The sequence below is a fragment of the Arthrobacter sp. AIWTK1 genome (genome assembly GCF_056680535.1).
On sequence record NZ_CM155287.1, the window covers coordinates 576,170 to 601,373 of the forward strand.

General features: G+C 66.2%; 27 protein-coding genes. 16 read left to right on the forward strand and 11 right to left on the reverse strand.

Annotated features, from left to right (window positions below):
- The first annotated feature begins 14 nt into the window (after window positions 1–14).
- The gene (locus AC1MDG_RS02765) at window positions 15–1,058 is read left to right on the forward strand and encodes a thioesterase domain-containing protein (RefSeq protein ID WP_479807396.1); all 1,044 of its coding nucleotides are present in this window, start codon (window positions 15–17) and stop codon (window positions 1,056–1,058) included.
- A gap of 9 nt (window positions 1,059–1,067) precedes the next feature.
- On the opposite strand, the gene AC1MDG_RS02770 is transcribed toward AC1MDG_RS02765, so the two are convergent.
- Window positions 1,068–1,898: an HAD-IIA family hydrolase gene (locus AC1MDG_RS02770; RefSeq protein ID WP_011690383.1), complete on the reverse strand. Its 831-nt coding sequence runs from the start codon at window positions 1,896–1,898 to the stop codon at window positions 1,068–1,070.
- A gap of 270 nt (window positions 1,899–2,168) precedes the next feature.
- Between AC1MDG_RS02770 and AC1MDG_RS02775 the strand changes: the two genes are divergently transcribed.
- The 5 genes from AC1MDG_RS02775 (at window position 2,169) to AC1MDG_RS02795 (ending at window position 6,595) form a co-directional block, all read left to right on the forward strand.
- A complete protein-coding gene (locus tag AC1MDG_RS02775) occupies window positions 2,169–3,203 on the forward strand; it encodes a hypothetical protein (protein WP_479807398.1) in 1,035 nt (344 codons plus the stop codon).
- 9 nt (window positions 3,204–3,212) lie between these two features.
- Window positions 3,213–3,884, forward strand: a complete 672-nt coding sequence (locus AC1MDG_RS02780; RefSeq protein ID WP_479807400.1) for a TrmH family RNA methyltransferase — start codon at window positions 3,213–3,215, stop codon at window positions 3,882–3,884.
- 134 nt (window positions 3,885–4,018) lie between these two features.
- Window positions 4,019–4,951, forward strand: coding sequence for a hypothetical protein (locus AC1MDG_RS02785; protein ID WP_479807402.1), 933 nt, complete (start codon window positions 4,019–4,021; stop codon window positions 4,949–4,951).
- Between the two features lie 190 nt (window positions 4,952–5,141).
- Complete coding sequence (gene fbaA, locus AC1MDG_RS02790) at window positions 5,142–6,161, forward strand: class II fructose-bisphosphate aldolase (protein WP_043477775.1); 1,020 nt, start codon at window positions 5,142–5,144, stop codon at window positions 6,159–6,161.
- Window positions 6,162–6,163: 2 nt separating this feature from the next.
- On the forward strand, window positions 6,164–6,595 hold the full coding sequence (locus AC1MDG_RS02795; protein WP_479807404.1) for a DUF3151 domain-containing protein: 432 nt from the start codon (window positions 6,164–6,166) through the stop codon (window positions 6,593–6,595).
- A gap of 63 nt (window positions 6,596–6,658) precedes the next feature.
- On the opposite strand, the gene AC1MDG_RS02800 is transcribed toward AC1MDG_RS02795, so the two are convergent.
- Entirely contained in the window at window positions 6,659–7,291 is a 633-nt protein-coding gene (locus AC1MDG_RS02800; RefSeq protein WP_043477781.1) for a uracil-DNA glycosylase family protein, read from the reverse strand.
- 220 nt (window positions 7,292–7,511) lie between these two features.
- Entirely contained in the window at window positions 7,512–8,720 is a 1,209-nt protein-coding gene (locus AC1MDG_RS02805; RefSeq protein ID WP_479807406.1) for a cobalamin-independent methionine synthase II family protein, read from the reverse strand.
- A 418-nt stretch (window positions 8,721–9,138) separates the two neighbouring features.
- Between AC1MDG_RS02805 and AC1MDG_RS02810 the strand changes: the two genes are divergently transcribed.
- Window positions 9,139–10,428, forward strand: coding sequence for an adenylosuccinate synthase (locus AC1MDG_RS02810; RefSeq protein WP_043477785.1), 1,290 nt, complete (start codon window positions 9,139–9,141; stop codon window positions 10,426–10,428).
- 88 nt (window positions 10,429–10,516) lie between these two features.
- Here AC1MDG_RS02810 and AC1MDG_RS02815 read toward each other — a convergent pair whose 3' ends face one another.
- On the reverse strand, window positions 10,517–10,708 hold the full coding sequence (locus AC1MDG_RS02815; protein WP_479807408.1) for a hypothetical protein: 192 nt from the start codon (window positions 10,706–10,708) through the stop codon (window positions 10,517–10,519).
- Window positions 10,709–10,999: 291 nt separating this feature from the next.
- On the opposite strand from AC1MDG_RS02815, the gene AC1MDG_RS02820 reads away from it, so the two are divergent.
- A complete protein-coding gene (locus AC1MDG_RS02820; protein ID WP_479807409.1) occupies window positions 11,000–11,425 on the forward strand; it encodes an Hpt domain-containing protein in 426 nt (141 codons plus the stop codon).
- A 92-nt stretch (window positions 11,426–11,517) separates the two neighbouring features.
- On the opposite strand, the gene AC1MDG_RS02825 is transcribed toward AC1MDG_RS02820, so the two are convergent.
- The 3 genes from AC1MDG_RS02825 to AC1MDG_RS02835 are packed head-to-tail and all read right to left on the reverse strand — an operon-like array spanning window position 11,518 to window position 14,989.
- The gene (locus tag AC1MDG_RS02825; RefSeq protein ID WP_479807411.1) at window positions 11,518–13,752 is read right to left on the reverse strand and encodes an FtsX-like permease family protein; all 2,235 of its coding nucleotides are present in this window, start codon (window positions 13,750–13,752) and stop codon (window positions 11,518–11,520) included.
- Window positions 13,749–14,465, reverse strand: coding sequence for an ABC transporter ATP-binding protein (locus AC1MDG_RS02830; RefSeq protein ID WP_479807413.1), 717 nt, complete (start codon window positions 14,463–14,465; stop codon window positions 13,749–13,751). The genes AC1MDG_RS02825 and AC1MDG_RS02830 overlap by 4 nt, the downstream gene beginning before the upstream one ends.
- A complete protein-coding gene (locus tag AC1MDG_RS02835) occupies window positions 14,462–14,989 on the reverse strand; it encodes a helix-turn-helix transcriptional regulator (RefSeq protein WP_479807414.1) in 528 nt (175 codons plus the stop codon). Before AC1MDG_RS02835 ends, AC1MDG_RS02830 begins: the two co-directional genes overlap by 4 nt.
- A gap of 444 nt (window positions 14,990–15,433) precedes the next feature.
- On the opposite strand from AC1MDG_RS02835, the gene AC1MDG_RS02840 reads away from it, so the two are divergent.
- On the forward strand, window positions 15,434–15,988 hold the full coding sequence (locus tag AC1MDG_RS02840) for an RNA polymerase sigma factor (RefSeq protein WP_011690396.1): 555 nt from the start codon (window positions 15,434–15,436) through the stop codon (window positions 15,986–15,988).
- Complete coding sequence (locus AC1MDG_RS02845; RefSeq protein ID WP_479807416.1) at window positions 15,985–16,827, forward strand: hypothetical protein; 843 nt, start codon at window positions 15,985–15,987, stop codon at window positions 16,825–16,827. The genes AC1MDG_RS02840 and AC1MDG_RS02845 overlap by 4 nt, the downstream gene beginning before the upstream one ends.
- A gap of 87 nt (window positions 16,828–16,914) precedes the next feature.
- Here AC1MDG_RS02845 and AC1MDG_RS02850 read toward each other — a convergent pair whose 3' ends face one another.
- Genes AC1MDG_RS02850 through acs form a run of 4 tightly spaced genes read right to left on the reverse strand, consistent with a single transcriptional unit; the run spans window position 16,915 to window position 22,157 of the window.
- The gene (locus AC1MDG_RS02850; protein ID WP_479807418.1) at window positions 16,915–17,412 is read right to left on the reverse strand and encodes a CoA-binding protein; all 498 of its coding nucleotides are present in this window, start codon (window positions 17,410–17,412) and stop codon (window positions 16,915–16,917) included.
- The gene (locus AC1MDG_RS02855; RefSeq protein WP_479807420.1) at window positions 17,409–18,755 is read right to left on the reverse strand and encodes an O-acetylhomoserine aminocarboxypropyltransferase/cysteine synthase family protein; all 1,347 of its coding nucleotides are present in this window, start codon (window positions 18,753–18,755) and stop codon (window positions 17,409–17,411) included. The genes AC1MDG_RS02850 and AC1MDG_RS02855 overlap by 4 nt, the downstream gene beginning before the upstream one ends.
- Window positions 18,755–19,987 carry a dimethylsulfone monooxygenase SfnG gene (gene sfnG / locus AC1MDG_RS02860; protein WP_479807422.1) on the reverse strand — a complete coding sequence of 411 codons (1,233 nt, stop codon included), beginning with the start codon at window positions 19,985–19,987 and terminating at the stop codon, window positions 18,755–18,757. The genes AC1MDG_RS02855 and sfnG overlap by 1 nt, the downstream gene beginning before the upstream one ends.
- A 10-nt stretch (window positions 19,988–19,997) precedes the next feature.
- On the reverse strand, window positions 19,998–22,157 hold the full coding sequence (gene acs, locus AC1MDG_RS02865; RefSeq protein ID WP_479807424.1) for an acetate--CoA ligase: 2,160 nt from the start codon (window positions 22,155–22,157) through the stop codon (window positions 19,998–20,000).
- A gap of 294 nt (window positions 22,158–22,451) precedes the next feature.
- On the opposite strand from acs, the gene AC1MDG_RS02870 reads away from it, so the two are divergent.
- The 6 genes from AC1MDG_RS02870 to AC1MDG_RS02895 are packed head-to-tail and all read left to right on the forward strand — an operon-like array spanning window position 22,452 to window position 25,179.
- The gene (locus tag AC1MDG_RS02870) at window positions 22,452–22,877 is read left to right on the forward strand and encodes a CoA-binding protein (protein ID WP_043477811.1); all 426 of its coding nucleotides are present in this window, start codon (window positions 22,452–22,454) and stop codon (window positions 22,875–22,877) included.
- Window positions 22,878–22,915: 38 nt separating this feature from the next.
- A complete protein-coding gene (locus AC1MDG_RS02875) occupies window positions 22,916–23,326 on the forward strand; it encodes an MmcQ/YjbR family DNA-binding protein (RefSeq protein WP_479807426.1) in 411 nt (136 codons plus the stop codon).
- On the forward strand, window positions 23,323–23,874 hold the full coding sequence (locus AC1MDG_RS02880; RefSeq protein ID WP_479807427.1) for a DUF1990 family protein: 552 nt from the start codon (window positions 23,323–23,325) through the stop codon (window positions 23,872–23,874). The genes AC1MDG_RS02875 and AC1MDG_RS02880 overlap by 4 nt, the downstream gene beginning before the upstream one ends.
- A gap of 14 nt (window positions 23,875–23,888) precedes the next feature.
- The gene (locus AC1MDG_RS02885) at window positions 23,889–24,539 is read left to right on the forward strand and encodes a hypothetical protein (RefSeq protein ID WP_479807429.1); all 651 of its coding nucleotides are present in this window, start codon (window positions 23,889–23,891) and stop codon (window positions 24,537–24,539) included.
- A 4-nt stretch (window positions 24,540–24,543) separates the two neighbouring features.
- A complete protein-coding gene (locus AC1MDG_RS02890; protein WP_479807431.1) occupies window positions 24,544–24,864 on the forward strand; it encodes a putative quinol monooxygenase in 321 nt (106 codons plus the stop codon).
- Window positions 24,865–24,885: 21 nt separating this feature from the next.
- Window positions 24,886–25,179: a DUF503 domain-containing protein gene (locus tag AC1MDG_RS02895; RefSeq protein ID WP_479807433.1), complete on the forward strand. Its 294-nt coding sequence runs from the start codon at window positions 24,886–24,888 to the stop codon at window positions 25,177–25,179.
- Window positions 25,180–25,204 lie beyond the last annotated feature (25 nt).

A 25,204-nucleotide genomic window follows, 5' to 3' on the forward strand; every position in this document is an offset into this window, starting at 1 on the left:
GCTACGGTAGAGGTGTGCCGCGTGTCCAGGAGCCACCACAGCCTGAGGGCGGCCCCGGTTCAGCCGAGGGCCGCCTCCTCAAGCATGCTGCCGAACTCAAGAGGTTTTCCCGGCGCAATTTCCTGACGGGGACGGGGGCGGCGGCGGTGCTGGCCGCAGACATGTTCTTCACCCGGCACGTCCAGGCGGAGCGACGCACCAACAGGATCCTGGCTGTCCGCGATGACTTCGCGGAGAGTTACTACCCGAACGCCAGCTGGATTTTGTTTCCCGGTTACAAGACCAGCTGGGAGGAGGCGCAGTGGATCCTCAACTCGCTGCGCGGTGCCCTGCGCCAGCGCGGCCAGCTGGCCGCCGTCGGGTATTCCAACGAGGGGCTGGACATTGACGAGATCGTGATCGCAGTGATCGAACACGTGCGGGCGAAGCAGTTGACCAGCCTGTACTTCTACGGCCACAGCTTCGGCGGCATGGTGGCCACCCAGGTGGCGGCCCGCCTGCGTGAACTGCACGGCGTGGAGGTGGAGTTCATCCTCTTGGACTCCAGTCCGTACAGCAAGTTCGACGTCCTGGACCAGAGCTGGTTCGAGGGCGTCGTGGTCCTCTACGAGGGCGGCTTCCGGGTGCCCACCGTGCTGCGCGGCGGGTATGAGCTGGGCGAACGCATCATGCACAAGGACGAACGGTCCTGGCGCCAGGTGCTGGACCAGAGCCTGGAGCAGTTGTCACCGATCGCCCCGTCCAGCGTGCTGATCCAGTCCGAATCCGCCTACATCTACCACTTTGACGCCACCCGGTTCGCCGGCAAGCTGGGCGGCACCCGGATGGCCTTCATCGGCAACCCCCGTGACGGCACCGTGAACTACGAGACGGCCCGCCAGTCGTGGGCGCAGACGTTTGCGGCCAACATGGTGTCCAACGACCGCCGCACCGACGATGCACTACCGGCGCATGCCAGCCCGCAGTGGAACCCGTTCGTCTACCGGCCCATCATCGAGGAACTGCAGGATGAGATCTTCCCGCTGCCTTCCGGCGGCCCCAGGATGACTGTGTTCTGAACCTGCGGCCTAGATCTGGCTCTTGAGGTCGGCTACCGAGTTCAGGATCTGGTTGGGACGGAACGGGTACGCGGCGATGTCGTCCTTGTGCGTGATGCCGCTGAGGACCAGCACCGTGTGCAGGCCTGCCTCCATGCCGGCGATGATGTCAGTGTCCATCCGGTCGCCGATCATGGCGGTGGTCTCGGAGTGGGCATCGATCTGGTTCATGGCCGAACGGAACATCATGGGGTTCGGCTTGCCCACAATGTAGGGCTCACGGCCGGTGGCCTTGGTGATCAGGGCCGCGATGGCGCCGGTGGCGGGCATGGGGCCGTCCTTGGACGGGCCCGTGGCGTCAGGGTTGGTGGCGATGAAGCGGGCACCGGCAAGGATCAGCCGGATGGCCATGGTGATGGCCTCGAACGAGTACGTGCGCGTTTCGCCGAGCACCACAAAGTCCGGGTTCTGGTCGGTGAGGATGAAGCCGGCCTCGTGCAGCGCCGTCGTCAGTCCCGCCTCGCCGATGGTGTAGGCGCGGTTCCCGGAGTCCGAACCGCGCACCTGGTCCTTGAGGAACTGGGCGGTGGCCAGCGCCGAGGTCCAGATGTTCTCCTCGGGGATCTCCAGGCCGGAGGAGCGCAGGCGCGCAGCCAGGTCGCGGGGCGTGAAGATGGAGTTGTTGGTGAGTACCAGGAAGCGCTTGGAAGTGTCCACCCAGCGCTGGATCAGTTCAGCCGCGCCGGGAATCGGCTGGTTCTCGTGGACCAGGACACCGTCCATGTCAGTCAGCCAGCACTCGATCTCCTGGCCGCTCCGGTAAACCGCTGCCGATGAACGTACTTCGTCTGACTCTGCCATGCTGATCCTCCAACGCTGATGTGCCGGTTTCCGGGTCCCAGTCTGTCATTTTTCGGGCGCAGGAACATCCCGGGGCCCGCAGAATGACGGACAGCCGGGGCCTTCCTTTCCGTTAGGCTCGAAGCTGGCACCTGTGTGCCAGCGGCCACGGATCGGGGGATATCCGCGGCGGTTTGTTGTGCCGGCGTGCGCCGGCAGATCCCCGCCGCCGGATATCAGCAGGCATCCAGGGAACCCCGGGATGCCCGCCAGCACCTGAAAGGGCCCACCATGAGCAACAACTACAGTGCACCGCCGCCCCGGGACAACCGGGCAGGAGAGACCGGGGAGTACCCGGAGGTCCCCCGCCCGCCGCAGCCGCACCAGGCACCTCCGTACCCGCCGCAGCAGTTCCAGCCCCAGCCCTACCCTCCACAGCCGCCTTACGCGGGCCAGCCGCAGCGCAACAACAAGAACCTGGTCATCGTGCTCGCCGCCGTTGGCGCCGCCGTGATCGTTGCGCTGGTCGCCGTGTTCGTCTGGGTCATCCCGGCGTTCAGCAAGCCGCAGGCGCAGGACAATCCCGTGCCGGCGGCAACGTCCTCCGACGCGGTGTCATCGGAAGCGGCCGAGGAGAGCACCGCCCCTGCGGAATCCGCGGCGCCGTCGGCTGATCCGGGTACGGACGGCATGCCCGCCGGGGCCTTCCCGCTTCCCCAGGGCTGGGATGAACTGCAGGGCCCCGCCAACATTCCCGCCGACGACGATCCGTTGTTCACCAGGTTCGTCACCGGGGAATCCTCATTTGCCTACCTTGCTTCCTGGAGCAGCGACGAAACCTTCGGGATCAGCAAGGACCCCTCCACCGGCGCCCCCATGCAGCAAAAGGCCCAGGGCACTGAGGAGCGCGACGGGGACGGCATCTCCACGGCCTTCGCTTTCTTCGCGGAGGCGGAGGAAGGCAAGTTCGGCAAGGAGCCCGCGAAGGTGCAGGCCGCGATCAAGGATATTGAGGCCAAACTCAAGGCCATCCCCGCCACTGAACTGCCGCAGCACCTGGTCGGCCACAAGTGCGCCAGCAATTTTGAGGCGTCGACGCCGGAAATCCGGGAGTTCCGCCGCGCGGCCGCCGTCGTGGTCGGGTTCACCTGCACCAACGCCGGGGGCGACGCCATCCGGGCCGTCAACCTGTTTACCATCACCCCGTGGGGCACGCCGCAGATGGTGGGTGTCAGCGGACACGAGAGCTACTGGAGCGCCAACCCGGAGGCTTTGGAGAAGGTTGCCAACTCCTACCGGGCCAACCGCTGGAAGCTGGACGGCTAAAGTTGAGGCGTGACTGAACCCCGGACCCCAGCCCTGCCCGTTCCCCCGCCCGAGGAGGAACCGGAACCCAAGGCGGAGGTCGGCGTCGGGCCCTGGGAAGGTGAGCTCCCCGAAGGCGGGCACTGGGACCCGGACCTGCTCGCCGACGGGGACCGGCGCAACGTGGTGGACAAGTACCGGTACTGGAAGCACGAGGCCATCGTGGCGGACCTTGACTCCAAGCGCCACGACTTCCACATCGCGATCGAAAACTGGCAGCACGACCTCAACATCGGCACCGTGGTCCGCACGGCCAACGCCTTCCTCGCCAAGGAAGTCCACATCATCGGACGACGCCGGTGGAACCGCCGGGGAGCCATGGTCACCGACCGCTACCAGCACGTCCGCCACCACCCCACGGTGGAGGACTTCGTGGCATGGGCGCAGGGGGAGGGGCTGGCGATCATCGGGATCGACATCTTCCCCGATTCCGTGCCCCTGGAAACCTATGACCTCCCGAAAAACTGCGTCCTGGTGTTCGGCCAGGAAGGCCCGGGGCTGACCCCGGAGGTCCACGAGGCCGCCCTGGATACGCTGTCGATCGAACAGTTCGGCTCCACCCGGTCCATCAACGCGGCGTCGGCTGCGGCCATCGCCATGCACGCCTGGATCCGCCGGCACGTGTTCAGCCAGCACGTCTAACTCCCTCGCCGAGATGGCACTTCACGGCAGTGCCGGCGGCGAACATTGCCGCGAACTGCCATCTCGGTGCTGTTCAGGACGGCTGCCTGTGGATAACCCTCCCCGGCGGGCCCGCCATCGGGAAGAATTTGGGGATGCACAGGGCCCCGCTTCCCGAACACCTGACGGCCGGCTCGTTCTCCCTTCGCATGTCGGACAAGGCCGGCGTCAGCAGGACGCGCACGGAAGCCAAGGACCTGGCCACAGTTTCCAGGGGGATCCGTGTCCACCTCGGATCCGATGCCAAGGGTGCCGCGGCGTTGCGGGCCTACACCGAACTGGACGACTCTTCTGCCCTGACCCACGTGTCCGCCGCCCGTGTCTGGCGCGTGGCCTTGGCATGGCGGCTGGAGGATGACTGGCGGATCCACCTGTCCCGTCGGCCCGGATTCAGCATGCCCCGCAGGGTCAACGTGGTGGGGCACCTGTTGACCCTCCTCCCCGGCGAGCTCGTGGAGTACGACGGCGTCCGCCTCACCTCGCCTGCCAGGACCTGGCTGGACCTGGCTTCCATGGCCGGCGTGGATGAACTTGTCATCGCAGGGGATTCCCTGGTCTGCTCCCACGGGCCGGAGTTCCCGGCGCCCCGCGACCCACTGTGTACCGAGGCGGAGCTGCGGAACATGGTTGCAAACCATCCCGGCGCCAGGGGAATCCGGTCGGCGAGGACTGCCCTGGAGTTGATCCGCGTCGGGGCCGACTCGCAGCCTGAAACCATGACGCGTCTGGCCTTGGTCAGGGCGGGGCTGCCCGAACCGGAACTGAACCACGTGCTGTGGGGTGTGCACGGCGCCCCGGTGCTGTGGCCCGATGCGGCGTACGTAGAGTGGCGTATCTCGATCCAGTACGACGGCGCCGGCCATGGCGGTGCCGAGCAATACCGGAGGGATATCCGCCGCGAATCCCTGACGCGCGAGCACGGCTGGCTCGAGGTCCGCGTGTCCAAAGACGACCTCACAGGGGACCATCCCGCCGTCGTACCTAAAGTCCGTGCCGCGCTGGAAAGCCGTGGCTGGCACCCGAGATGACATTTCGCGGCAGTGTTGGCACGAAACACTGCCGCGAAGTGCCACCTCGGGCGGGCGCAGGGCAAAGTGTTACCCGGCCAGTGACCCGAAACACTGCCCCCGCGCAGAAATGGCTAGGATGGGTGCTAGCCGACGAGGTTCACTCCAGGGTCAACACAACCCGTAGACGAAATTCACTTTAGGAGTCAGCATGCCCATTGCAACCCCAGAGATCTACTCCGAGATGATCGACCGCGCAAAGGCGGGCGGCTTCGCTTTCCCGGCCGTCAACGTCACGTCCTCGCAGACGCTGAACGCTGCCCTGCGCGGCTTCGCCGAGGCAGAGTCGGACGGTATCGTCCAGGTGTCCACCGGCGGCGCTGCCTACTGGTCCGGCGCGTCCACCAAGGACATGGTTGCCGGCTCGCTCGGCTTCGCCGCATTCGCCCGCGAGGTCGCCAAGAACTACGGCGTCAACATCGCGCTGCACACCGACCACTGCCCCAAGGACAAGCTGGACGGCTTTGTCCTGCCGCTGCTGGCGGCCTCCGAGGCCGAGGTCAAGGCCGGACGCAACCCGCTCTTCAACTCGCATATGTGGGACGGCTCCGCGGAGACCCTGCAGGAAAACCTGCGCATCGCCCGTGAACTGCTGGAGCGCACCGCTGCCGCCAGGATGATCCTTGAGGTGGAGATCGGCACGGTGGGCGGCGAGGAAGACGGCGTCGAGAACGCCATCAACGACAAGCTCTACACCACGGTGGAAGACGCCCTGGCCACCATCGATGCCCTCGGTGCCGGCGAGAACGGCCGCTACATCACCGCCCTGACCTTCGGCAACGTGCACGGCGTGTACAAGCCCGGCGGCGTGAAGCTGCGCCCGGAAATCCTCAAGGACATCCAGGCCCAGGTCGGCGCCAAGATCGGCAAGGAAAACCCGTTCGACCTCGTCTTCCACGGCGGCTCCGGTTCCTCGGACCAGGAAATCGCGGATGCCGTTTCCTACGGAACCATCAAGATGAACATCGACACCGACACCCAGTACGCCTACACGCGTCCCGTGGCGGACCACATGTTCAAGAACTACGACGGCGTGCTGAAGGTTGACGGCGAAGTCGGCAACAAGAAGACCTACGACCCGCGCGTCTGGGGAGCCTCCGCTGAAGCCGGACTGGCTGCCCGCGTTGTTGAAGCAACGAAGCAGCTCGGCTCGGCCGGAAAGACGTTCTAATCATGTCCGACGAGTTCCGCAGGAACCTCATGGGCCCCGAGCCCACGCTCCTGCCCGCGGAGTCCGAGATCTACCAGCACCTGGCCCTCGGCCAGGAGGCGGTGGACCTTGTGGCGAAGCACCCCACGTCCTCGCTCCTGTGGGCGATCCTCGCGGAGGAAGCCTGGGATGAGGGCAGGGTCATCGAGTCCTACGCCTACGCCCGCGTTGGCTACCACCGCGGCCTGGATTCGCTGCGGCGCAACGGCTGGCGCGGCGTGGGACCTATCCCGTGGGAACACGAGCCCAACCGCGGCTTCCTGCGCGCCCTGTACTCCCTGGGCCGTGCGTCCTCGGCCATCGGCGAGGCAGAGGAACCGGAACGCATTGAGAAGTTCCTCAATGACTCCGATCCCACTGCGAAGGCGGCCATCGAAGGCGAGAACCTCAACTGAATTAACGACGGCGGCTCCCCACCTTTCCGGGTGGGGAGCCGCCGTCGTATGTGCTTCAGGCCGTTAGTTCGCCTTGGTGAGGCCGGTGCGGGCCATGGCGTCAGCGTACGCAACGTGCATTTCGTCCAGGTACTGCTGCTGGCGGGCCTCGGTACCTGCGAAGGCGCGGCCGCTGAGCGAGCGGACCTTGTAGGTCTTCAGGCCGCGGCGCCACAGCAGCGGCACCTCGGTCTTCAGGAGCAGCTGGGCGAGGCGGTTGGCCTCGGTGCCGTGGGCCACGATCACGGAGGCACGGGGCACCAGCGCAAGGAACTTCAGGAGCGGCTTGAGGCCTGCCGAAATCTGGTCCGGGGTGAACTTGCCGTTGGGCTCGCCGGGGATGTGCCACGGGTGGACGTTCCAGGGCATGACGAATTCGGGGCGGAGGCCCAGCTTCCACTGCACGCCGAGCATGCGGGTGGCCGCTTCGGTGTCGCCGGCGGTGATGAAGCCGGATTCGTCGGCGGTGCCGATGTTGGAGTACAGGCTGATGATGCGGCACTCGTCGACGTCGTGCATCGGGTCCACATAGGGGACCACGGTGTCCGGCTTGAGGCTCTGGAAGGTGTCGCACAGCTCATTGACAACTGCGACGTTGGGTTCGTAACGGCGGCTCAGAAGCTGCTCGCGGAAAGATTCAGTAGCCAGGGCTGTCATGTATTGCTGTGTCTCCTGCGGGGATCGGTGACGCTGCCGCACCGGATACGGGCATGCCAATTACGGGCACGCCGGATACGGTGTGGTTTGAAAATGTGGTGAGTGGACCGATTCCTGATCGATCCTTATCAGTCTATCAAGCCCAGCGAAATGCCGGGCCTGCCGTCGCTGACAGGCCCGGCACACTGGGCCTCAAGGTTCGGGAAAAGTCCCTAGGACGTCACCACAGCCGCTTGGTGGCGCGGCGTGCGCCTTCGCCCAGGGACTCCAGCTTGGCCATGGCGATCTGCGGGTGGACGCGGCCGCCCAGGCCGCAGTCAGTGGACGCGATGACGTTCTCGCGCCCCACGAGGTCGGCGAACCGGACGATCCTGTCCGCAACGAGGTCGGGGTGCTCCACCACGTTGGTGGCGTGCGAGACGACGCCCGGGATGATGATCTTGCCCTCGGGGAGCTTGGTGTCCTCCCAGACCCGCCACTCATGTTCGTGCCGCACGTTGGCGGCTTCGAAGGAGTAGGCCCCGGCGTTGACCTGGAGCACTGAATCGATAATGTCCGCGAAGGGGATGTCGGTGGTGTGCGGGCCGTGCCAGGAGCCCCAGCAGACGTGCAGCCGGATCTGGTCCTGGGGGAGGTCCCGCAGCGCCCAGTTGGTGGCCTCGATACGAAGCTGGATGAACTTCAGGTAGTCCTCCAGGCTTGGCTCGGGGTTGATCTGGTCCCAGCTTTCGGCCAGGGACGGATCATCCAGCTGGACGGTGAGTCCGGCGTCGATGATTGCCTTGTACTCCTCGCGCATGGCGTCGGCGCAGGCGTAGACGAGCTCTTCGTCGGATGCGTAGTACTCGTTGGCCACGCGGGCGCAGGATCCGGGGGAGAGGGACGCCACGAAGCCCTCGGCCAGCCCGGCAGCGGCCAGGCCCTTCTTCAGGTTGGTGATGTCCGAGGCCACCAGGTCCTGGCCGGTGTATGCCAGCGGGCCGGCGATTTTGGGCTGGGCGACGCTCTTGCGGTGGGCCAGGATCCCGGACGAGGGGTCGTTGTAGGCGTCGTTGAACTTCTGCCGGTCCCGCCGGTCCGGAAACGACGTCAGCACGATGTTGCCGGGTGAGGAACGGTGCACCTCGGCGTCGGCCCAGCGGTCAACGTTGGTGGGCTCCAGGCCGCCGAGCCGGGAGAAGGAGTAGTTCCACCAGGCGCCGTAGTCCACGGAGCTGGCCATGGCGTGGCCGTACTCCCCGTCGTTGGGGATGTCGATGCCCAGGTCCTTCTGCCGCTGGACCACGTCCACCACGGAGGTTTCCAGGAGCTCCAGGAATTCCGGGGTGATACCGCCGGATTCCTTGGCCTCGTTGGCAGCTATCAGTTCCGGAGTGCGGGGCAACGAGCCTGCATGGGTGACGCGGATGTGGTCGGTGTTCAAAGGCATGGCGGATGGTTCCTTTCCATCGGTCCTGGCAGTAGCACCTTCGTTGGGTCGCGGCGTCCTTCAGGGAAGAAGCATTGCGTCCGGCCAAGGTTGCTGCGGCGTCAACGATCCAGGTCTCTCGGCCGCTCGGGATGGGTCACTCTCACTTAATTCCATCCGGGGAAGTTTCCGCAAATCGCTGCCACGCTGTGAACCGGGTGTGAAGCCGCTCCGGTGGAGGGCGAAAGCGGTGCTTGTCACTCGTATCGGCTAAACTTGGGTGGTAAGAGCCCCGGAACTCTTGCGTTGTGCGTGGCGGTCAGTTGGCCGGACAGGCGCGGCAGTGGAATTCGGGGCATTCTCATGAACGGCGCTGTCCCTGGCGGGTCACTTCGGTGAACCGGCTGCGGTCCGGCCCGAACGAATGGGGGAGGATCCCATGCCAGCAATCGTGATCGTCGGAGCCCAATGGGGCGACGAAGGCAAAGGTAAAGCCACTGACCTGCTTGGCGGCCGCGTCGACTACGTGGTCAAGCCGAACGGCGGCAACAACGCCGGGCACACCGTCGTCGTGGGCGGTGAGAAGTATGAGCTCAAGCTCCTTCCTGCCGGCATCCTGAGCCCGAACGCAGTCCCGATCATCGGCAATGGCTGCGTGGTGAACCTTGAAGCCCTGTTCCAGGAAATCGACGGCCTTGAGGCCCGCGGTGCGGACACCTCCAAGCTCCGGGTCTCCGCCAACGCCCACCTCGTGGCGCCCTACCACCAGGTGCTGGACAAGGTCACGGAGCGGTTCCTGGGCAGCCGCGCCATCGGCACCACGGGCCGCGGCATCGGCCCGGCGTACATGGACAAGGTGGCCCGTCTCGGCATCCGCGTCCAGGACGTCTTCGACGAGTCCATCCTCCGCCAGAAGGTGGAAGGCTCGCTGCGCCAGAAGAACGAACTCCTCGTCAAGGTGTACAACCGCCGTGACATCGAGGTGGAGGAGATCGTCAGCTACTTCCTCTCCTTCGCCGAACGCCTGCGCCCGCTGGTCATCGACAGCACGTTCGTCCTGAACAAGGCGCTGGATGAGGGCAAGGTGGTCCTCATGGAGGGCGGCCAGGCCACCTTCCTGGATGTGGACCACGGCACCTACCCGTTCGTCACCTCCTCCAACCCGACCGCCGGCGGCGCCTCGGTGGGCTCCGGCATCGGCCCCACCCGGATCTCGCGCTCCATCGGCATCATCAAGGCGTACACCACCCGTGTGGGCGCCGGGCCGTTCCCCACGGAACTGTTCGACGACATGGGCATGTACCTGCAGAAGACCGGCGGCGAGTTCGGCGTCAACACCGGCCGCCCGCGCCGCTGCGGCTGGTACGACGCCGTGCTGGCGCGCCACGCCTCCCGCGTCAACGGCTTCACGGACTACTTCGTCACCAAGCTGGACGTGCTGACGGGCATCGAGCAGATCCCGGTCTGCGTGGCCTACGATGTGGACGGCGTCCGGCACGACGAGATGCCGATGACCCAGACCGAGTTCCACCACGCCAAGCCGATCTTCGAGTACTTCGAGGGCTGGACCGAGGACATCACCGGTGCGCGCACCCTGGAGGACCTCCCGGAGAACGCCAAGAACTACGTGCTGGCCCTTGAGAAGCTGTCCGGCACGCGCTTCTCGGCGATCGGCGTCGGTCCGGACCGCGACCAGACCATCGTGGTCAACGACCTGATTCTTGACTGACCCCTACTGACGTCCGACGGCGGCGGGTCACCTGGAAGGGTGGCCCGCCGCCGTCGTCGTTAGTGGAGTATGTCCGGGTGGTTACCGGCTAGCCGGGGGACTGCTTGCTGCGGGTCTGCAGCAGGTGCTGCTGCAGTTTCGCTTCGGCATCGCGGCGGCGGCGTGCCTGTTCGCGCATGGCCCGCGTCGCGGCGGAACCCTGCGAACCCATCAGTCCGGTCACATGTTTGGGGGTCGCTGCCGGACCGGCGGCAGGGACGGCCATCACTTCCTCGCTCATGCCCGTATCCTGACACTCCCGCCTGCCGCACGTAAGCCCTGGCGCTGGAGCGTTACAGGATCGGGACCTGCGTGGCGACCACGCGCCGGATACGTAGCGATGCTCATGATGCAGGTGATACCGGGTGTGATTCGGGTACCGGACACTCGTGACCCGGCGGATCCGCTGTCCCTATCTTGGTTTCACCGGCACTGCGCTGGGAGTGGGGTTCCCACAGGCAAGTCGTCGGGCCGCTAACGGGAGGGGATGGACGTCATGGGTCTCAGCTTGAAGTCAACGAAGAACAAAACCGTGTCGGAGCCAGGGCTGCCGGAGCGCTCCGCCGCCCTGGAACAGGGATCGCGCCGGTACCGTGCCCGCGTTAACCGGGCGCCGGTCCTCGACCCCCTGCGCGTGCAGGAGCTCGCCGGGAACATCCACTCGCAAAGCCGGCTGCTTGAATTTTTGAATCTCTTCCTGGTGCTGCTCCCTTCCAGGGTAAACAACGTTGTCGGAGCCCTGGACGGCGGCGACCTTGAGGCGGCGAGTGCGGCAGCCCAAAGCCTTGCCTCGTCTGCCGCGATGGCGGGGGCCAGCCGGCTGGAGCTGGTTGCGTTGCTCGTCGATTCTGACCTCCGTATCGGCCGAGTGGACCGGGCACGCGAGACGGGGCGGCGTCTCGGACCGGACGCCGCTGAGCTGGCATCAGCCCTTTCCCGCCTGCTGACGGGCCGCTGACGGCCGCTAACGGCCAACGCCCGGACCGGCCAACGCCCGGACCCGTCAACGCCCGGACCCGCCAACGCCCGGACCCGTCAGGGCCGCGGATCCTATTCGAAGCGGGTCGCCGTTATCGCCGTCTGGCCACGGACCAGGCTGAACGTTGCGGTCACTGCGCCGAGGGCAAGGAACAGGCTGAGGCCAAGGGCTATGAAGTAGTCGGGCGCCGGCCAGGTTACCCGGTAGGCGTCGTCGATTCCCGTAACCATCAACCAGGCCACGAGGAACCCGAGTCCGATCGAGAGCAGCAGCACGGTGACTAGAGGGACGGCCGCCTCACGCGCGATGATCCGGCGCAGGACAAAGACAGGCATCCCCATCAGCCGCATCAGGCCGAGAACCCTCTTCCGGTCCAGGACGGCGGCGGCGGTGGCGACGGCCAGGGACAGCCCGGCGATGGCGACCGCCACGAACATACCCAAGTAGGCGAGCACGGCCAGGCCCTGGATAAGCCGGGTGCCGGACTGCAGCTGGACGTCCAGCGGGGCGGTGGCCGGGATAGCCGTGACACCCGAACTGTTCAGCGCTGTACGGGCGCGATCCATGGCCGTGGGAGTCCCGTCGGTGCCGACCACAACCACCACTGGAACCAGCCCGTCCAGCTGTGCGGCCGGCGCAGGTGTCAGTGCCAGAGGCTGCGTTGTCCAGTAATGGAGGAATGACGCATCGACCACGACGGTGTCCGCATCGGGGACATCCACGAAGCCCAGCCCTGGGGCGTCCACGGCAGGAAGGTAGATGTCCGGGCCGGCAGCCGTCTCGGTGAGCGCCGCTGGACCATAGCCGACGGCGGCACTCCGGATTCCGGGAAGTTCCTTGATTCTGCGTGCGACGTCCGAGACCTGAACCTGGGTCTGTCCGGCGGCAACGGTTGCATGGAGGCTGGTGGGCTGGAGCAGACCGGGGCGGGCCGGCGGTGCCTCTGTTGTTTGGACGATGCTGGATGCTCCTGCGAAGACGGAGACGACGAAGACCGCGACAACGAGCCCGGAAACAGAACGGAAGGTGGCCACCGGGGTGTTGCGGATCCGGCTGGCGGCAATGACTGCCGATGCGGTCCGCGCCAGGCGCAGCCCCATCCTGCTGACCACCAAGGTCAGCCAGGGGCCGATCACCACAATTCCCACGAGCACCAGCCCAAAACCGCCGATGAGCAGCAGTGATTCAATCCACGGCAGGTTCAACTCCGCGCCCCGGATGATGACGACTGCCGCGATCATGGCGGCGAGCCCGGTGAGCAGCGGCACGGTTCGCCGCATGGTGGGTGCTTTTTCGTGGACTGCGCGGGTCACCCCCAGAGGACCGACGTCCGCCCGGGCGGTACGGTAGCCCGCCACCGCGGAGGAAGCCGCCACCACCGCGGTGACGACGGCGGTGGCAGCCATCCAGCCCGGGGCCAGGTCAGCTTCGAACATCCTGGTGCCATTGACCGGTATTTGCGCGGCAAGGGGCCTCAACAGCACGGCCAAAACAACGCCCAGCACCGCACCGGCCAGGCTCGGGACAGCGGTTTCGACGGCGGCCATGCGTGAGACCACGTGCGGCGATGCGCCGATGAGCCGCAGGGTGGCGAAGCGCTCCCGGCGCTCGGCTGCGCCCAGGCCTGTGACAATGCTGATCAGCAGCAGCACAGGGAAGAACACCGCAATGGCGCCGATGACCAGCACCGTGCTGTAGCCGGCTGCGCTGCCTCCGTAGGGATCAGCAGTGAACCCGGAAACGAGGGACGCCCGTCCACTGCGGCGGAGTTCGGCTTCCGTGGCGCCCGCGACCACCACCAGGGAATCCGGACCGGGCAGGGCGGCATCGCCGATCGGGCCGGCGAACTCGCCGAAACGTTCGCCAAGCTGATCCGGGGGTGTTGAATCGATCAGGTGCTGGAGGGCCGGGGAAGCGTAATACTGGCCCGGCTTCGGCGGGCTGCCGATCCCCGGGATCGTGACGGTGGTCCGGCTCAGGGCCGCGACGTCGCGGCGGTTGATCAGCTGGTCGCGGAACACTTCCACCGGGTTCGCCGTCATAAGCATCGTGTCCGCCGTCAAAGGCACGGGTGTTGCCGGGGCCGAAGAGGCTGGATCGCCCGTCATGAGGGGAACGGCCACGGAGGGCTGGCCGGCTTCCCGCAACCAGGCACCTCGGTCATCGCGTGCGCTGAGGCCGTTGGCGCCACCCCAGAGCAACAGCAGCAGGCATACTCCGACGGCGACCCCTCCCGCGATGCCGGCCAGCCTTCCGTAGGCGGACCGGCTGCCGGCGACTGCCAGCCGGAGCAACCCGGGATTCATGGGGACACCCGGTAGCCAGCGCCGATTGCGCCGTCGCGCACGATGACCTCCCGGTCGGCGTACGCGGCGGTGCGTGCGTCGTGGGTGATGATGACGACTGTCGTTCCCACTTCCCGGACGAGTTCGAGCATGAGTGTCAGAACGTTTTCGGCGGCGAGTGAATCCAGGGACCCCGTGGGCTCATCGGCGAACAAAACGGCAGGGGAGCTCACCAAAGCCCGGGCAACGGCGACGCGCTGGGCCTGCCCGCCCGACAGTTCGCCGGGCAGCTTGGCGCCCAGCCCGTTGAGTCCGAGGCGGTCCAGCAGCTCGCTTGACCGTCGGGCCGCCCCGGAGCGCTTGGTCCCGCCCAGGAGCAGGGGGAGGCTGACGTTGTCCACTGCCGTGAGCTCCGGCAGGAGCTGGCCGAACTGGAAGACGAATCCGAAGTCGGCCAGGCGCAGTTTGGCCCTTTTAGGTTCAGTGAGGGCACTGATCTCCAGCGGCGTCTGCCGTTTTGGCGGAGTGTAGGTCACTGTGCCGCTGTTCGGCACGAGGACGCCTGCCAGGCAGTGCAGCAGCGTTGACTTGCCGGATCCCGAGGGGCCCATCACGGCGAGCACTTCGCCGCGATGGACGTCGAGGTCGATCCCGCGCAGTGCCCGGGTCTGTCCGAAGGAGTGGTGCAGCCCGCGGGCGCTGAGGACGGGTGAAGCGGCGCCAATCGTACTCATGCGCTCAGGAGCTCCTTCTTGAGTTGGGTCAGGCGGGCGCTGGTCAGTTCTATCCAGCGAAGGTCGGCTTCGATGTGAAACAGGCCGTGGTCGCACATCAGCACATGCAACAGGTCCGAGTCCTGCTTGAGGCGGGTGAGTTCACGCATTCGGGCCATGTGTTCCGCCCGCTGTACGTCGAGCAAGCGGTCGGCGTCGTCATCGGTGAGCAATGCGATCACGGTCTTGGCAAAGAGGTTGCTTTGCATGGTTTCCGAGGGAACGTCGGGAGTGAAAAGCCACTCACGGACCTTGTCCTGGCCAGCCACGGTGATCTCGTATTTCTTGCGGTCCGGGCCGCCGCCGGTTTCCTCGCCCAGGGCGCGGATCAGTTCGTCACGGACCATGCGGGCCAGTGTGGAATAGACCTGGCCGAAGGCCAACGCCTTTCCGGTTCCGAAGTAGCGGTCATAGGAGTGCTTCAGGTCGTAGCCGTAGCTCGCTTGGCGGCTCAGGAGGCCCAGCAGCGTGAGGGAGTTGTTCACGCTTCAATCTATACACTGAGTGAATAGTGGATGCCGGCACCGCGTCCTGCCCGTCTGACCGTGTCGTCGGAACGCCGGCGGCGTCGGGGAGGGCTGGGCCGCTGAAAAGTTTCTTTAGAGTTTTTGGGATTTCGCGTAACCCCCGGCACCCCCGCGACGATTACCAGTATGAAAGCGCCGGGTTCGAAGTTGTCCCCCATCAGGTTCGTACCCGGCGCTTGACTGCAAATAGAGAGCCGGGCTGGAACTGCCCCCCATCATGTTCCAGCCCGGCCCTTTTTTGTCCGAAGCCGGTTCAGCAGCAAGCCGGCCCAGGAGTGCGCGGTTTCCGGCGGCTTTCCTTGGGTTACCCGGGGTAAAGTTACGGAGCGGGACACAGCCCGGCCGCCACATCATGGCCATACAATGATGTAGCCATCTCCCTTGAACGAAAGCCATCCGTCCGTGACCGAAGCACTGACCGACGCCTCATTGATGGCCCTCAAGGGCCGCGATGGCGAGTTGTTCAACCTGGTCTATCGGAGTTATGCGTCGCAGGTACTGGGGTACCTGACCGCCCGGGGCGTCGAGGACCCGGAGGCCACCATGCAGGACGTCTTCCTGGCGGTCCTGCCCCGGATAGCCACTATCAGCGGCGGTGCCAGCGGGCTTCGGACGTTCCTGTTCTCGGTGGCCCATGCGCGGATGGTTGACGATCACCGAAGGCAAAGCCGGACGCCCCCGAAGCAGCCTTTCGAACCCGATCTTGACCGGCGGGAAGCCGCCTCGGCTGAAGCCGGGGCAATGCTGCTGGTGGCGCCGGGGGAGGTGCTGGAACTGCTTGACGTGCTGGGAGAGGACCAGAAGGAGGTCCTGACCCTCCGGATCATCGCAGATCTCACCGTTGAGCAAGTGGCCGAAATCATGGGGAAAAGCGCCGGAGCCGTAAAACAGCTTCAGCGACGTGCTTTGGACAGACTCCGTGAACATTCGGCCGTAAAGGACTACGTGGCGCCATGACAACCAGGGATGAGGTTTCTGCCGGGACCGTTGACGGGCTTCTGCTCGACAGTGGCCACACGGACGTGCCCGAGCTGAGGGCCGCCCTTTTGTCCATAGCCTCGCTGGCGCAGATGCAGGTTCCTGCTCCGGGCCCTGAGCTTGCCGCCATGCTGGCCGGACCCCGGGATGAACTGACCCGGAAGCGGTGGCTGCGCCGGCACCGCCCCACGGTGGTGGGCCTTGCAGTCCTGGCCGGCATGGGCCTCGGAGTCAGCGGTGTTGCCGCAACCAGCCAGGGAGCCGCAGAGGGTTCTGGGCTCTGGTCCATCCAAGAGCTGACGACGGACTGGGCCCCGGACTGGAAGCTTCCCGTCGGACCGGGTGCGTCGAACCAGGGCGGGCCCATGGCGTGGAAGTCGCCGCTCGTCCTGCAGCTTGACCAGGCGGCTCCGCCAGGTGCAGGCGAGCCCGCAGACCCGGTGACACCGTCCGAAGGCCGAGAGCCCTCGGACGACGAGGTGCCGGCGACAGCTCCCGATTCGACGGCCTCTCCGCCGGCCAAAGCTCCCGACCGGGATCCCGGGGCGGATGCCGGCAACAGCCAGTCCGGGAAGCCGGGCGGCGGGACGCCCGGCGGCAACGGGGGCGAAGCCGCCTCGGAGGAACATTCCAGGCCGGTCGCCCCGCAAAAGACCGACGCGCCCTCCGAAAAGGCCGCCACAGAGCCGGAAGCGGACAGCACCGGGCATCGCAGCGGCAAACCTCAGAAGGACGAATCCAGGGCGGTCTCAGTGGACTCGGCGCTGGGTTCCGCCGTCGAACCTGTCAACCGCTGGCTGAAGAAGTTCCGGCCGTAGCCGGGCCGCCCCCACCAAGCGCGAACGGACACTTGAGGCCCCGCAAGGCGGGGCCTCAAGTGTCCGTTCGGGCTGAACAGGCTTTGGCTAGGCCAGGACCTGCCGCTTGGAGGAGATAACCCCCGTGTCGAAGCCGGCAAGGTGGAGTCCGCCGTGGAAGCGTGCGTGCTCGATCTTGACGCAGCGGTCCATGACGACGTCGAGCCCGGCAGCTTCCGCTTCCTTCGCCACGTCCTCATGCCAGGAACCGAGTTGCAGCCACAGCGTCTTGGCGCCGGCCTCGACGGCCTCGTCCAGGACGCCGGGAAGGTCGTCGTGCTTGCGGAAGACGTCCACGATGTCGGGGCTCTCCGGCAGGTCGGCAAGCGACGCATAGGTGGGCTGGCCCAGGATTTCCTTGACCACCGGGTTCACGAAGTACACCTTGTAGCGGGTGGAGGACTGCAGGTAGGTGGCCACGAAATAGCTGGCCCGCGAGGGCTTGTCCGAGGCGCCCACAATGGCGATGGACTTCGCCTGGCGGAGCAGGTTGAGGCGTTCGGGAGCGGTAGGACCTTCCCAGGTCCTGGTTTCTGCAGCGCTCATGCGTTTGCTCCGATCGTGCAGGTTTCGACAGCGACGGTTTCGACAGGCTCAACCACCGACGAAGACGCTGCATCCAGCGCCTGGTCGAGGTCCCACAGAATGTCCTCGATGTCCTCGAGCCCGACGGAAATCCTGACCAGGTCTTCCGGTACGCCCGCGGACTCGAGCTGGGCCGGGCTCAGCTGCTGGTGGGTGGTGGAGCCGGGGTGGATCACGAGGGTACGCGAATCGCCGACGTTGGCCAGGTGCGAGGCCAGCTGGAGCGCCTCGATGAACTTCTGCCCGGCCGCGCGGCCGCCCTTGACGCCGAAGGAGAACACCGATCCCGGACCCAGGGGCAGGTACTTCTGCGCCCGCTCGAAGTGCGGGTGGGACGGCAGCCCGGAGAAGTTCACGTAGGCCACGCGCTCGTCCGCTTCAAGCCATTCGGCCACGGTCTGGGCGTTCTTCAGGTGTTCGTCCAGGCGCTGCGGAAGGGTTTCCACGCCTTGCAGCAGCTGGAACGCGGACTGCGGAGAGAGCGCGGGGCCTATGTCGCGCAGCTGCTCGCAGCGGAGCTTGGTCAGGAACCCGTACTCGCCGAAGTTGCCCCACCAGGAGACGTTGCCGTAGGAGGCCACGGGTTCGGTCATGGTGGGGAACTTGCCGTTGCCCCAGTTGAAGCGGCCGCTTTCGACGATGACGCCGCCGAGGGTGGTGCCGTGCCCGCCGAGGAACTTGGTGGCCGAGTGGATCACGATGTCCGCCCCGTGTTCGATCGGCCGCACGAGGTACGGCGTGCTCAAAGTGGCATCGACCACGAGGGGGATGCCGGCGTCGTGCGCCACCTTTGCCAGCCCCTCCAGGTCCTGGACCTCCGACGACGGGTTGGCCACCACCTCCACGAAGATCGCCTTGGTGTTGTCCCGGACTGCGGCGGCGTAGTCCGCCGGGTCAGTGCCGGGAACGAACGTAGTGTCCACCCCGAAGCGGCGCAGCGTGACATCGAGCTGGGTCACCGTGCCGCCGTAGAGCTGGGAGGCCGCGACGATATGGTCGCCGGACTGGGTGAGCGCGGCGAACGTGATGAACTCCGCGGCCATGCCGGATGACGTGGCAACGGCGCCGATGCCACCCTCCAGGGACGCGATCCGCTCCTCGAACGCGGCCACCGTGGGGTTGCCGATCCGGGAGTAGATGTTGCCGTACTTCTGCAGCGCGAACAGGTTGGCGGCGTCCTGGGTGTCCTTGAACACGAAGGACGTGGTCTGGTAGATGGGCACCGCGCGGGCGCCGTGCTCGGCGTCGGGCGTGCCGCCGGCGTGCAGGGCGCGGGTGCGGAAGCCGAACTTGCGGTCAGCCATTAGACGGCCACCAGCCCGGTGGTGGAGCGTGCCGAAGCCACAGGGGTGCCGGACAGGTCCAGTTCGGCGCCGTTCCTGCGGGCGAGGTCCGCTTCGAGTTCGCGGACGATCGGCAGGATGTCCTGGCCGAACGCGGCAACTTCCTCCTGGAAGTGCAGGTAGCCGGTGAGGAAAAGGTTCACGCCGATCTTCTTGTATTCCACGATCCGCTCCGCGATCTGTTCCGGCGTGCCGATCAGCTGGGTCTTGAAGCCGTCGTTGTACTGGACCAGGTCCTCGAAGCTCGAGTCGGCCCACATGCCCTTGCCGTCCTTCGTGGAGGCCCCGGCCTCCTGGACAGCGTCGCGGAATCCCTCGACGGCGGGCTTGTGCGCCTTCTCCACGATCTCACGGAGGGTGTCCCGGGCTTCCTTCTCGGAATCGCGGGCGATCACGAAGCCGTTGAGGCCAAATCTCGGAGAGGGCAAAGCGGCCGGGAGCGCACCCTCGGAGCCGCGCTGCGTCTCGCGCCCACTTTCTCCTGCGGAAGTCACCACCCCCGCGATGTTCTCCTTGAAGCCCTCCAGGTCCTTGCCGTTGGAGAAGTACCAGTCGGCCACGCGGCCGGCGGTGGCCTGCGCCGCGGTGGAGTTGCCGCCGAAGAAGATCTCGGGGTGCGCGCGGCCCGGAACAGCAACCGGGGCCGGGTTCAGGGTGAAGTCGGTGATGTTGTAGTACTTGCCGGACTGGCTGTACTCCTGCTCGGTCCACAGGCCGCGGAGGACTCTGATGAACTCCTCGGTGCGGACGTAGCGTTCGTCGTGCTCCAGCCATTCCAGGCCGAAGTTGGTGAACTCGTTCTTGAGCCAGCCGGAGACGATGTTGACGGCGGCGCGGCCGTTGGAGATGTGGTCCGCGGTGATGATGTACTTGGCCAGCACGCCGGGGTGCCACATGCCCGGGTGGACGGCCGAAATGACCTTCAGCCGCTCCGTGGCCGCCAGCAGCGCCAGGCTGAAGGACGTGGCCTCGTGCTGCTTGTCCGCACCGTAGGAAGCTGCGTACCTGGTCTGCGTCAGGGCGTATTCGAAGCCTGAATCCTCGGCGATCCGGGCCAGCTTCTTGTTGTAGTCGAAGTCCCAACTGGTCCGCTGTTCGATGGTGGAGACCACCAGGCCGCCGGAAACGTTCGGCACCCAGTAGGCAAACTTGAGCGGCTCGGAAAGACGGGCAACGCTGCTGATGTCGTTCATGATTGTTCCTTTACTTCTGTCCGTTGAGGGTGGATGCCGGGGAGGCGGTGTAGCCATCCAAGGCTTCCTGGATGCCGGCGATTGCCGGTTCGTTCTGCAGTGAAGTGGTGTCGCCGAGGGTGGTTCCCTCGAAAAGCTGGGTGAGCAGCCGGCGCATGATCTTGCCGCTGCGGGTCTTGGGCACGTCGGGAACCACGACGACGTCGCGCGGCTTGGCGATCGGGCCGATCTCCTTCGCGACGTGGTTCCGTAGTTCCTCGGTGGTTGAGCCCCTCGAAACCCCGCCCTTCAGCACCACGAACGCGACGATGGCGTGGCCGGTCTTGGGGTCAGCCACCGGGCAGACACCGGCTTCCACCACGTCCGGGTGGGAGACGAGGGCCGATTCGATTTCGATCGTCGAGAGCAGGTGACCGGAGACGTTGAGGGTGTCATCCACCCGCCCCAGGATCCAGATGTCGCCGTCGTCGTCGTATTTGGCGCCGTCCCCGGCCAGGAACCAGCCCTGCGCCGCGTATTTGCGCCAGTACGAATCGAAGTAGCGCTGCGGGTTGCCCCAGACGGTGCGGGCAATCGCGGGTCCGGGGGTGTCCACCACGATGAATCCCTGGACGCCCGGCGGCACGGTGTTGCCGGCGTCGTCCACGATCCGGGTGCTGACGCCGGGAAGGGGGCGGGCCGCGCAGCCCGGCTTGAACTCGGTGTCCGTCGGTGCGGGGGAGAGGATGGTGGCGCCCGTCTCGGACTGCCACCACGTGTCCACCACCGGCGCGGTGCCGGCGCCGACGTTCTGCCGCAGCCAGCGCCAGGCCTCCGGGTTCACCGCTTCGCCCACTGTGCCGAGCATCCGGATGGAGGAGAGGTCGTAGCTGTCCGGGACGCCGTCCGGGAACCAGCCCATCAGCGAGCGGACCAGGGTGGGAGCGGTGTAATACTGCGTCACGCCGTAGCGCTCGATGATCTCGAAGTGCCGGCCCGGATGCGGCGTGTTCGGCGTGCCTTCGAAGATCACCTGCGTGACGCCGTTGGAGAGCGGACCGTAGATCTCGTAGGTGTGCGCTGTAACCCAGGCCAGGTCCGCGGTGCACCAGTGCACGTCCTGGTCCCGGAGCGCCGGGTCCGGATTGCTGAACAGGTGCTCGAAGCTCCAGGACGCCTGCGTCAGGTAGCCGCCGGAAGTGTGCACCAGGCCCTTGGGCTTCCCGGTGGTCCCGGAGGTGTACATGATGAACAGGGGAGTCTCGGCGTCGAACGCTTCGGGTTCGTGGTTGTCGGAGGCCTGCCCGACGGCGTCGTGCCACCAGACGTCGCGGCCTTCAGTCATGGGGACCGTCGCCAGCTGGTCCGCAGGGGTGGTGCGGTTGACCACCAGGACGTGCTCGACGGCGTTTTCCCCGGCAACGGCGGCATCGGCGTTGTCCTTGACCGGCACTGCCACGCCCCGGCGGAACTGGCCGTCCGTGGTGACCAGGAGCTTGGCCCGGGTGTCCTCCACCCGGAATTTCAGCGCCTCGGCGGAAAACCCGCCGAACACCAGGGAGTGGATGGCGCCGATGCGGGCCACCGCGAGGGTGATGATGACTGTTTCGGGGATGACCGGCAGGTAGATGACCACCCGGTCGCCCTTGGTGATGCCCAGTGCGAGCAGGGCATTGGCGGCCTTGGACACTTCGCGCTGCAGTTCGGCGTAGGTGATGGCGCGCCGGTCGCCCGGCTCGCCCTCGAAGTGCAGCGCCACCTTGTCTCCGCGGCCGGCGGCAACGTGGCGGTCCACGCAGTTGTAGGCGACGTTGAGCTTGCCGCCCTCGAACCAGGTGATGTCCGGTCCGGTGCCGGCGTCGAGGTCAGCCGCCACGCGCCGGTGCGCGGTGTGCCAGGGCTTGCCGCTGCGGGGGCCGGCGTCGGGCTCTGCCCAGTCGAGGCGGAGGGCCTGTTCTTCCCAGAAGGCAACGTTGGTGGTACTGCGGTGACGCGCCGGTCCGTCAATGGGGACGCCGTGCACTGCGCCGTCCGTGGGCTCGGTCAGGGACCATCCCGAAGAGCCACGAGAGGAGCCGGGCGCGTCACGCAGCCCTGCTTCGTTCGCCGTCGCGTCCGAAGTGGTTTGTGGGGTTGCCTCGGACGGAATCCGGGCAAGGGTGGGCAGGGCGGAAGAAATCTCTGGGGTCATTGCAGCACTCCATCGGTCCTGGCAGTAGCACCCTTAGTTCCTTTGGTTCCATCAAAAAGAGGAGGAACGGCTTCGTGGGAGTGGTCGTCTCACGTCACCGGGGGTTGCTGCGGCTTCATCGATCCAGGTCTCTCGGCCGCTCGGGATGGTCACTACCTACTAGAACCGAAATGCACGATTTCACAAAATCCGCGCCTTCCGCGCTGTAATATTCGTTCATTGCCGGAGGTTTTCCCGCTGTTCATTCATTTATTCGGGGATTGTCCCGAAATGCCGCAGGAGTAAGGTAGATGCATGGCCCACGTTAACGATCCGGCAGTTATTGACCGACTCATGCGAACCAAAGGCACGTGGGCAATCGTCGGCCTCACAACCAACGAGTGGCGCTCGGCGTATGACGTCTCCTTATATATCCGCGACCGGATGGGCATGGAAATCATTCCGGTCAATCTCCCCGGTGATGACGTGCACGGGGAGAAGGGATACCGCTCCCTGGCTGACATCCCCGCGGAAAAGCACCCGATCGACGTCGTGGACTGCTTCGTGAACTCCCACAAGGTGGGGCCCGTCATAGACCAGGCCATCGCCATGGGAGCCAAGGCAGTGTGGTTGCAGCTTGGCGTGTTCGACGACGCCGCCGTGGAGCGCGCGAAGGCCGCCGGACTGGACGTGGTGGTCAACTCGTGCCCTGCCCGCGAAGGGTGGCGCGTGGGCATCTAGCCCCTGCGGGATGCCGCGCAGCCGGATAGGCTCGTGCCATGGACGTCCACACCCTCCGGAAGATCTGCCTGAGCTTCCCCGGCGCCTTCGAGGACTTTCCGTTCGGCCCGGAAACCTCCGTCTTCAAGGTGAGGGCGGCCGTGACGGGCGGGTCTCGGCACGAAGCCAAAATGTTTGCGGCGTCCGCGATGGATCCGGCTGACTGGTCGGTGAGCCTCAAGTGCGAGCCTGCGCTGGCCGAACAGCTCCGGGCCATCCATCCGGAAATCACCGGCGCCTGGCACATGAACAAGACGCACTGGAACGGCGTCCGGCTGGACGGAACGCTGCCGGATGACATGATCCGGGACATGGTGGAGGACTCCTACGACCTGGTGGTGGCCACGCTAAGCCGGAAGCAGCGTGAACAGCTGGGATGGGCCGGGCTCGCCAGGGAAGAAGGAACATGAAACGTAACCGCCGCCTTGCCCGAGGCAGCCTGAATTACCCGGGTATTGGTTCCACCGAACACGGACGGACGCCGGATGGCGTCCCCTGCGTGGTGACCCAGGCCTACCTCGGCGAGGGGGCGGCACTGTACCGGAGGGTGGCCCACGGGATCCTGGCCTGGCGGCTGCAGAAACGGTCCGGGCTTCGGGTCCGCGCCGACTCCGACGTCGTGGTGCCCGGCGCCCGCGTGGTGAGCGGATTCGGCGTCGGACCTTTCCGGATCAACGCGCCCTGCGAGGTGGTATGGGTACGCCGGCCGGTGCCCGGCGACGGGCCGCAAAGCGCAGGTTTCGGTTACGGGACCCTGCCCGGCCATCCGGTGCGGGGCGAGGAAGCCTTTGAAGTGGAACTGGACAACCGGGGGAGGGTATTCCTGAAGATCACTGCCTTCAGCCGGCCCGCCAACTGGTTTTACGCGGCGGGCAGCGCCGTCACAGCACGCGCACAAAGACACGTCACTTCCCGATACATTGGGAGTGCGCACGAACTGGCCGCAGGTGAAAGCTGATCAGGAGCAGGTGGATGCTGGAACAGAAAACCCTTGACCAATTGTGGAACTTCGATGACCCCGCCGGATCGGAATCCCGTTTCCGGACGGCTGCGGAAGACGAAAAATACGACGCCGACGAGCAGGCCGAGCTCGCCACCCAGGTGGGGCGGGCCATCGGGCTGCAGGGCCGCTACGAGGAAGCCGATGCCCTCCTGGACGCGATCGACGCCGATGAGCCCACCGTGGCCGTCCGCGTGCTCCTGGAACGGGGCCGCCTGCTGAACTCCAGCGGGCACGCCGCGATGGCCGTGCCGCTGTTTGAACAGGCCGCCGAACTGGCAGACCACCTCAGTGAGGAATTCCTCGCCGTCGACGCGCTGCACATGCTGGCCATCGCCGATCCGGAGCACGCCGAGTCCTGGACCCGCAGCGCCCTCGAGTATGCTTCCACGGTGCATGATCCGCGGACCAGGCGCTGGATGGTCTCGCTGCACAACAACCTGGGCTGGACGCTGCACCAGGCCGGGCGCTTCACCGAAGCATTGGTGGAGTTCCAGCTGGCCGAGCAGTGGGCGGAACGCGTCGGAACTCCCCAGCAGCAGGAATGGGCCCGTGAAGCGATTGAGGTGTGCCAGCAATCCCTCGCGTCCGGGCCCGGCATAGAAAAACAACGAAAGGCATAACCCCGTGATCTTCATTGTCGTCAAGTTCAAGGTCAAGCCGGACTGGTCGGAAAAGTGGCTGGGCCTGGTGGAGGACTTCACCACAGCGACCCGGCAGGAGCCCGGCAACCTGTGGTTCGACTGGTCCCGCAGCGTGGAGGACCCCAACGAGTTTGTCCTCGTGGAAGCCTTCAAGGACGATGCCGCTGGCGACCACGTCAACAGCGCACACTTCCAGAAGGCCATGGCTGATATGCCGCAGGCCCTCGCCGAGACGCCGCGCATCATCAGCCGCCAGCTCGACGGCGACGGCTGGGACCGCATGGGCGAACTCACCATCGCCTAGCTGCGCCGGGGAAGGAATGCGATGTGGATCGGCTGGATTGAGTTCGACCTCCTTCTGGGCGACGTGCACACCCTCAAGGAGAAGCGTTCCGTGGTGCGGCCGCTGCTGGCGGAGCTGAAGCGGCGCTTCGAGGTCTCAGTGGCTGAGGTGGGTGACCACGAGCAGTACCGGCGTACGCAGCTTGGCGCCGGGCTGGTTGCAGCCGACCGGGCGCACCTCGTGGAGGTGCTCACCGCCGTCGAGCGCTTCGTGGCCAACCGCCCCGAACTGGAGCTCCTCAGCGCCCGCCAGCGGGAGCTCCGCAGCGACGATTAACGAGCCCTTAAGCGCGAACGGACAC